The organism is Streptomyces lushanensis (assembly GCF_001700515.1).
Taxonomy (GTDB): Bacteria; Actinomycetota; Actinomycetes; order Streptomycetales; family Streptomycetaceae; genus Streptomyces; species Streptomyces lushanensis.
The window spans coordinates 1-850 of sequence record NZ_MAUD01000628.1; the positions used below are offsets into that span (position 1 = coordinate 1).

Consider the following 850-nt stretch of genomic DNA (forward strand, 5'->3'; position numbering starts at 1 on the left):
GCGTCCGTCGTATCCGCCGACGTACGTATGTCGGCGGATACGACGGACGCGTCTGTCACAAGTGTGGAACAACTGACCGCGGGTCTGCTGCGCCTGCACGCCGAGCGGATGCAGGTGCTCGCGCGTGAAGAGCGGACGCGTGACCGTTTCACCGCGCTCCATCCCGAGGTGGCGGTGGCCGAAGTGGCCGCCCTGCCGGGCGATGTTCACGACCTCGCAGGGCTCAGGGCCATCGGTGATCGTCTCGCGGATGGCCGTGCTACGACCTGAGCGACGGAGACGTCATGGTGGGCGGCGCGGCTGATCGAGCCGCGGCTGCCTCGCAGCAGGAAGTCCCGTGGGACCGTCCTGACCTGCTTGTTCAATGACTTCCAGCGTGATGACTTCTGGCTTGGTGATTCCGGCTTGGTGATTCCGGCTTGGTGATTCCGGCTTGGTGATTCCGGCTTGCTTGGCAATTCCGGCTTGCTTGCCCGGTGATTCCGGCTTGATGACTTCCCAGCAGTCCCCCAGGGACCTTGCAGGGATGGAGACATGACAGATCGAGCACCTGGCGGACGAGCACGCGGCAGAAGACCGCCACCGGCCATGGATGGGACCGGACCGCGCCTGCCCGCTCGCGGCGTACGACCGACGTGGCCGGCCGACCGCCCTGTGGCTACCCGACCGCCGCGTACGTCTCGTACGTCTCGTCATCCTCCAAGCCCACGGGCAGCAGGCCCGCGCTGCGCTCGTACTCCGTACGCGCGGTCTCAAGCAGCCGTCGCCATGACGTGACGGTCGGACGCCTGCGCAGCAGTGCGCGGCGCTCCCGCTCGGTCATCCCGCCCCACACGCCGAATTCGACGCG

General features: G+C 67.3%; 1 protein-coding gene and 1 pseudogene. One reads left to right on the forward strand and one right to left on the reverse strand.

Annotated elements, in window-relative coordinates; all coding sequences use genetic code 11:
- Positions 1 to 270 (forward strand): annotated as a pseudogene (locus tag BFF77_RS31975) (ArsA family ATPase); the annotation flags it as partial.
- Positions 271 to 658: 388 nt separating this feature from the next.
- Here the strand turns inward: BFF77_RS31975 and BFF77_RS31980 are convergent.
- A partial coding sequence (locus tag BFF77_RS31980; protein ID WP_079125672.1) for a WhiB family transcriptional regulator occupies positions 659 to 850 on the reverse strand: 192 nt, incomplete at its 5' end.